10 protein-coding genes are annotated in these 6975 nt (G+C 35.1%); 3 read left to right on the top strand and 7 right to left on the bottom strand.

The window, feature by feature from the left end:
- Positions 1 to 312: hypothetical protein (locus ACY651_RS09660; RefSeq protein WP_462252113.1), on the bottom strand; the 312-nt coding region annotated here is incomplete at its 3' end.
- Positions 313 to 334: 22 nt separating this feature from the next.
- A complete protein-coding gene (gene fabD / locus ACY651_RS09655) occupies positions 335 to 1225 on the bottom strand; it encodes an ACP S-malonyltransferase (RefSeq protein ID WP_462252111.1) in 891 nt (296 codons plus the stop codon).
- Between the two features lie 35 nt (positions 1226 to 1260).
- On the opposite strand from fabD, the gene ACY651_RS09650 reads away from it, so the two are divergent.
- Positions 1261 to 1824, top strand: coding sequence for a Uma2 family endonuclease (locus ACY651_RS09650; RefSeq protein ID WP_462252109.1), 564 nt, complete (start codon positions 1261 to 1263; stop codon positions 1822 to 1824).
- On the opposite strand, the gene folE is transcribed toward ACY651_RS09650, so the two are convergent.
- The 3 genes from folE to ACY651_RS09635 form a co-directional block, all read right to left on the bottom strand.
- Positions 1816 to 2412, bottom strand: a complete 597-nt coding sequence (folE, locus tag ACY651_RS09645) for a GTP cyclohydrolase I FolE (protein ID WP_462252107.1) — start codon at positions 2410 to 2412, stop codon at positions 1816 to 1818. The two genes, ACY651_RS09650 and folE, sit on opposite strands and share 9 nt — an antisense overlap.
- A gap of 50 nt (positions 2413 to 2462) precedes the next feature.
- Positions 2463 to 2876: a 6-pyruvoyl trahydropterin synthase family protein gene (locus ACY651_RS09640; protein WP_462252105.1), complete on the bottom strand. Its 414-nt coding sequence runs from the start codon at positions 2874 to 2876 to the stop codon at positions 2463 to 2465.
- A 187-nt stretch (positions 2877 to 3063) separates the two neighbouring features.
- A complete protein-coding gene (locus tag ACY651_RS09635) occupies positions 3064 to 3474 on the bottom strand; it encodes a 6-pyruvoyl trahydropterin synthase family protein (RefSeq protein WP_462252103.1) in 411 nt (136 codons plus the stop codon).
- A gap of 73 nt (positions 3475 to 3547) precedes the next feature.
- Here ACY651_RS09635 and mqnB point away from each other — a divergent pair, with 73 nt between their 5' ends.
- Positions 3548 to 4180 carry a futalosine hydrolase gene (mqnB, locus tag ACY651_RS09630; RefSeq protein ID WP_462252101.1) on the top strand — a complete coding sequence of 211 codons (633 nt, stop codon included), beginning with the start codon at positions 3548 to 3550 and terminating at the stop codon, positions 4178 to 4180.
- 1 nt (position 4181) lies between these two features.
- The gene (locus ACY651_RS09625) at positions 4182 to 5063 is read left to right on the top strand and encodes a 1,4-dihydroxy-6-naphthoate synthase (RefSeq protein WP_462252099.1); all 882 of its coding nucleotides are present in this window, start codon (positions 4182 to 4184) and stop codon (positions 5061 to 5063) included.
- Between the two features lie 7 nt (positions 5064 to 5070).
- Here ACY651_RS09625 and ACY651_RS09620 read toward each other — a convergent pair whose 3' ends face one another.
- Positions 5071 to 6384 carry a cryptochrome/photolyase family protein gene (locus ACY651_RS09620; RefSeq protein ID WP_462252097.1) on the bottom strand — a complete coding sequence of 438 codons (1314 nt, stop codon included), beginning with the start codon at positions 6382 to 6384 and terminating at the stop codon, positions 5071 to 5073.
- A 159-nt stretch (positions 6385 to 6543) separates the two neighbouring features.
- The coding region (locus ACY651_RS09615; protein ID WP_462252095.1) for an aminotransferase class IV at positions 6544 to 6975 on the bottom strand (432 nt) is incomplete at its 5' end.

The raw sequence follows: 6975 nt of genomic DNA, 5'->3' as shown, positions 1-6975 counted from the left end.
AATAAAGTTTTCAGGTGCATCAACATCAAAATCGTCAGGCAACCCATCCCCTTCACTAATTTCACTAAAGAGAATACTAAATTCAATCAAACTGGTATCTAAATCAATATAGCCGCAAATAAAATCAATGAAATATTGTATTGCTTCATGACTATTAAAGTTATTGTACTTAAACTTATAATTAACCGGAATTAAATATTCCCTGTTTTTAATAAATTCTTTACCTAACTTTTCTTCAAACCAAACAAAAGTTTTTTCAACCCATTCCTTATCATAATTATCTATGGGACATTCGGGTGTAGAATACAACATATTAATGCTATTTTTTAATTACTTAGCTCACCCCGCTCACCACCATCTCCTTATTAATCTTTAACACCAGACCCTGCAACACTTTCCCCGGCCCTACTTCAGTAAAATGTGTTGCCCCATCTGCAATCATGGCCTGCACACTCTGCGTCCACCTAACGGCGCCGGTGAGCTGAGCAATTAAATTATTTTTTATTGTTGCAGCATCGGTAACTGCTTTAGCTACTACATTTTGATAAACCGGGCAGGTTGGAATTTTAAATTCAGTTGCATTAATAGCTTCTGCCAGTTCTTCTTTTGCAGGCAGCATTAACGGGCTGTGAAAAGCACCGCCAACTGGTAATATCAATGCCCGTTTTGCACCTGCGGCTTTCATCAGGTCGCAAGCCATTTCTATTCCTTTAATGCTTCCACTAATTACCAGCTGGCCCGGGCAATTATAATTTGCCGGCACAACAATCTCTTCGGTATCCATGTGTACTTTAGTGCAAATTTCTTCTACCTTTTCGTCGGCCAAAGCCAACACTGCGGCCATGGTAGAAGGATTTAATTCGCAGGCTTTTTGCATAGCTTTTGCCCTTATCGAAACTAATTTTAAAGCATCTTCAAAACTTAATGTATTGTTGGCTACCAATGCAGAAAATTCGCCTAACGAATGTCCCGCCACCATATCGGGTTGTATGTTCTGCAAAGTTTTATACCCAATAACAGAATGTAAAAAAACTACCGGTTGTGTTACGTTGGTTTGTTTTAAATCTTCCTCACTGCCGTTGAACATGATGTCTGAAATGCTGAATCCTAATATTTCATTGGCCTGTTCAAACAATTCTTTTGCAAGAGAATTAATATCATATAAATTTTTCCCCATCCCGGAAAATTGCGAACCCTGTCCTGGAAATACATAAACATGTGCCATAAATCAATCTGTTTTGTCAAAAATAAATTTTAAATTTGAAGAATAAAATTATTATGAGTTTACCTGATCAAATATTTAAGCCCGAAAGATACACCTATCAGGATTATTTACTTTGGAAAGGCGATTGGGAATTAGTAAATGGTTACCCATACGCAATGGCACCATCCCCTAACAGAAACCATCAATGGTTTTCCAGTAAATTTATACAGAAAGCAGGTAATGAATTAGACAAAATTAATTCAAATTGCAAGTGTCAGGTGTACAGCGAGCTGGACTGGGTTATTGATGATGACTCCGTAGTAAGGCCAGATTGTATGATTGTATGCGGGAATTTTAAAGAGGATTTTTTAACTTTTGCGCCAGTTCTAATTGTAGAAATTTCATCCCGTTCCACAAAACTAAGAGATAGAAATACAAAGTTTAATCTTTATGAAATGAAAGGTGTGAAGTATTATATAATTTCTAATACAGAAACCAAAACTATTGAAGTGTTTGAATTAATTTCAGGAAAATATATTGCTAAAGTAAATACAAATTTCCAGTTTACTCAAGACTGTCAAATTGATTTTGATGTTTACTCTATATGGCAATTAATGTAATTTCGCACTTATCAATTTCACAAACTCACTCCTGGTTTCATTTTTTTCAAACTCTCCCCAAAAAGCCGAAGTGGTAGTTACAGAATTTTGTTTTTGTACACCTCTCATCATCATACACAAATGCGATGCTTCAATTACAACTGCTACACCTAATGGATCTAAAGTTTCTTTTATAGAATTTAATATCTGGTGCGTTAATCTTTCCTGCACCTGCAAACGACGGCTGAAAACATCCACCACCCTTGCAATTTTACTAAGCCCGGTAATAAAACCATTGGGAATATAAGCTACGTGAGCTTTACCATAAAACGGCAGCATGTGGTGCTCACACATACTGTAGAGTTCAATATCTTTTACAATAATCATTTCACTTACGTCTTCATGAAATTTTGCTGAATTCAAAATGGCATTGGCATCAATCTGGTAACCCTGTGTAAGAAACTGCATTGCTTTTGCAACACGTTCTGGTGTTTTTTGTAAGCCTTCTCTTTCTGAATCTTCGCCTAATAATTCAATGCTTTCTTTATAAGTTTTTATAAGTCCCTGAGTTACTTTTTCATCGTAGTGCTCTCCTTTTGAATATGCCATTGTAAACTTTTGTTTTTAAAAAAATAAGCGGTTATTTTATTCCTCATTGCCTATACCGGGTATTCCACAAAATTTCTTTCTGTTTCGTACAATCGTATTTGCAGATCAAATTTCATATCTATCTTCTCTCTTAAAATTGTATAAATTACAATTGCAATGTTTTCGGCGCTGGGGTTAAGATTTTTAAATTCGGCAGTGTCTTCATTTAAATTTTTATGATCAAATCTTTCCAGCACATTTTCGTTAATTAAATCGCTGAGCAATTTCATATCATATACATAACCAGTTGCTTCATCGGGCACACCAGTTACTTTTACAATTAACTCGTAATTATGCCCATGAAAATGCGGATTGTTGCATTTACCAAAAACCTTTGTATTGGTAGCTTCATCCCATAAAGGATTATTAAGCCGGTGGGCCGCGTTAAAATGTTCTTTACGGTAAACGGCTACTTTATTATTCATACCATTGTATAACACACATCAATCATTATTGTTAAAAAATATCATCAACAAGCGTACTGAAAAATTGTGTGGAATAATTCAGAACATTTTTTGCCGAAGGTTATAACAGAAGTCTGCTGTTCAAACACATCAACTATCGAAAGTTAATTACAAATAAAGTTAGCAATTGTTCGCAGTAAAGTAAAAATTAATTTCCGTAATACTCAACAAATATCCTTGGTGTTTCGTACAGTTTAAGGCAATGCAGTTGTACGCCCTGTGGAAGATGCGGCACAAGCTGGTTCCAGATAGCAATTACTAAATTTTCTATAGAACATATTTTACCTGCCATAAAATCTACATCTACATTTAAATTTTTATGATCCAATTTATCAATAATATGCTCTTTTACAATTACACTCAGCCTTTTAACATCATACACAAAACCAGTTTCGGCATTGGGTTCCCCTTTTAAGGTTACATACAGCTCAAAGTTGTGCCCATGCCAGTTTTCGTTAGCGCATTTACCAAACACTTCCTCATTCTTTTCCCTGCTCCATTGGGGGTTAAAAAGTTTATGGGCAGCATTAAAATGTTCTATACGGGTGATGTAAACCATTCTTATTTCACAAATTTTGGCAAAGGTACTTCCTAAATACTGAAATATGAAGTGGAAATACGAATTTTGAGGTATGCAAATTTTACTGGTTGCGGCTACAGCTTTCGAAATTGAGCTTTTTATAAATATTTATCCTAAGGTAGATATTTTAATTACCGGTGTGGGAGTTCCTTCCACCCTATATCATTTGCAAAAAAGATTACACCAGGTAGATTACGATTTTGTAATTCAGGCTGGCATTGCAGGTTCATTTTCAAATGATATACACTTAGGCAAAACAGTTTTAGTAAAGCAGGATACATTTGCCGATTTAGGGGCAGAAGAAAAAAGAATATTTACTCATTGCTTTACATCAGGCTTAATAAATGCCCACGAATTTCCTTTTGCAGATGGCTGGCTGATTAACACCTCGGAAGGCTTACTTAAAAATGCCGAATTAAAATGGGTGAAAGCTGTAACTATAAATAAAGTAAGCGATAGTTTTTTACAAAAATTACAACTGTCCGATGCCTTTCATCCGCAAATTGAAAGCATGGAAGGTGCCGCATTGCATTATGTTTGTTTGCAGGAAGAAATTCCGTTTGTGCAAATACGTTCCATAAGTAATTATGTGGGAGAAAGAGATAAAGCAAAATGGAAAATGAAAGAAGCTATCGAAAATTTAAATGCTGAACTAACGGCACTGATTAACCAATTAACCAATTAACGTGAAACTGACGCTTGGATTTTCGCCCTGCCCCAACGATACCTTTATTTTTGATGCACTGGTAAATAACAAAATAGATACTGAAGGTATTGAGTTTGATGTAAAATTAGAAGATGTGCAAACCCTTAACCAATGGGCAATTGAAGGCAAACTGGATATAACCAAATTAAGTTACGGAGTATTACCATCGGCATTAGATAAATATATTGTTTTAAACAGTGGCAGCGCTTTGGGCAAAGGGGTTGGACCGTTACTAATTAGCCCCCTCCGCCCCCTGCCCTTCGACTACGCTCAGGATGAGGGGGAACTATTCGAAGATAAAAGCGAAGTTGAAAACGCTTTCATTGCAATACCTGGAGAAAACACAACAGCACATTTACTTTTTTCTTTAGCATATCCCAAGGCAAAAAATAAAATATTTTTAAGGTACGACGAAATTGAAAATTTTGTTTTAGCCAATATAGGCTTAGGCGTTATTATACACGAAAATCGTTTTACTTACGAACAAAAAGGGCTAAAAAAAATAATTGATTTAGGAGATTACTGGGAGAAAGAAACTGCTCATCCTATTCCGTTGGGTGGCATTGTAATAAAAAGAAATATTGATACAAGTGTGCAGCAACAAATTGATAAGCTAATTAAAAATAGTATTGAATACGCTTACACCAATTATCCAGAACTGAATGATTACATAAGAATGCATTCGCAGGAAATGAGCGAAGCTGTAATGCGCAAACATATTGATCTGTATGTAAATAATTATTCAATTAATTTAGGAGAAGAAGGAAAAGCTGCAATAATAAAATTACTGGATGTTTATCAAACTATAAACCCGGAAGAATATTTTTCAACAAATAATATCTTTGTAAAATCCATTTTATAGGCAAGATTTAAAGAGCATCTTTTTTTAATGCCCTGGCATAAACTTCCAAACAACGTTTTCTTGCAAACTCATGCTCCACTATTGGTTTTGGATAAGTAAATTCCTGAAATTCCGGCACCCATTTTTTTATATAATTTAATTGCGAATCAAATTTTTGTGTTTGCAAATAAGGATTAAAAATTCTAAAGTAAGGCGCAGCATCGCAACCGCTGCCTGCAGCCCATTGCCAGCCACCATTGTTAGCGGCCAGGTCAAAGTCTAACAATTTTTCGGCAAAGTAGGCTTCACCCAAACGCCAGTCTAATAATAAATGTTTGCATAAAAAAGATGCCACAATCATACGCACCCTGTTATGCATAAAACCAGTTGCATTTAATTCTCTCATGCCAGCATCTACAATCGGATACCCGGTTTGCCCGTTGCACCATTTTTCATATTCACCGGTATCATTGCGCCATTCAATGGTGTCGTACTGGGGCTTAAATGCTTTTCCTTTTCCCACTTGCGGAAAATGCCAGAGTATCATGTGATAAAAATCACGCCATATCAATTCGTTTAAATACGTCTCTGATAAATTTTTACTTTTTGCTGCAAGCGCTCTTATGCTTATTGTACCAAAACGTAAATGCACCCCTAATTTAGAAGTGCCTTTTATCGCTGGAAAATTTCTTTGCTGCTGGTATTTAATAACTAACTCTTCATCCAAATTTTTTGCAGGAAATGGCTTATCCACAGCTTCAAATCCAATTGCTTTTAAAGATGGTATTGCAACAGCATCTTGCTTATAAAAATTATTAAAATATTTTTCGGTGGGATATTTTTTTAAATGAAAATCAGTTAACACCGCTTTCCATTTGCGGCTGTAAGGTGTAAACACGGTGTAAGGTTTACCATCATCTTTCAGTACTTCATCCTTTTCCAATATTACCTGGTCCTTATAAGTTTTAAAAGAAACGTTTTTACTTTTCAGTAAATCAGTAATTATCTTTTCTCTTTCCAATGCATAAGGTTCGTAATCATGATTGGTAAAAACATTTTCAATTGTATATTTTGCAAGTAGTATTTTATAAACGTCTGCAGGCGTGCCATAATACACTTCCAGCGATGAACCTATTTTAATCAACTGCGTTTGCATTTCTTCTAAAGCTGCATGTATAAATTCTACACGCCTATCTGCTTTATTCTCTAGCTTAACTAAAATATTTTTATCAAAAATAAAAATCGGCACAACAGGTGTATTGCTTTTTAATGCATGGTAAAGCCCGGCATTATCCGTAAGACGCAAATCTCTTCTAAACCAAAATATATTTACAGTTTGCATAATTTTAAAACAAATATTTTAAGTGTTGCCGGTAGTAATACCAATTAGACATTGAAAGAATACTGTCAGCCTGAGCTTGTCGAAACATAGACAAAATGCGGCTATATAAAAAGTAATTTGTATACACCTACTAACTTAAATAATTATTAAACAATTGAATTACAAAATGGTTGGCGCAACAGCGGTATAAATTTTTTGAGTGAGGATATTGCCAAAAGTTTTATCATTAACACTTTTTACCCAGCGTAAATTATAAATAGAATTAGTTAAAAAAACTTCATCCGCATTTAAAAGTTCATCGACAGTTATTTCCTTTTCAATGCAGGTAAAACCTGTTGCAGCTAATTGATCGATCATAAACTTTCTCATAACACCTGCGACGCAACCTTCGGTTAATGCTGGGGTATAAACCACTTCGTCTTTAATAAAAAAAATATTTGCAATAGTGGTATCGCAAATCCTTCCAAAATTATTTATTACAACCGCATCGTTCCATTTTTGTTTTTTTGCCTGCAGCGCTGCCATTACATACGGCAGGTAATTATTGTGCTTAAGGTTGCTGAGTATATCGCAGCTTTTTTTCACGTCCGC

Origin of the sequence: Ferruginibacter sp. (assembly GCF_031391665.1) — a bacterium.
Taxonomy (GTDB): Bacteria; Bacteroidota; Bacteroidia; order Chitinophagales; family Chitinophagaceae; genus Ferruginibacter.
The sequence above is the reverse complement of the archived record's forward strand: the minus strand, read 5'-3'. Positions and strand labels throughout refer to the sequence as shown.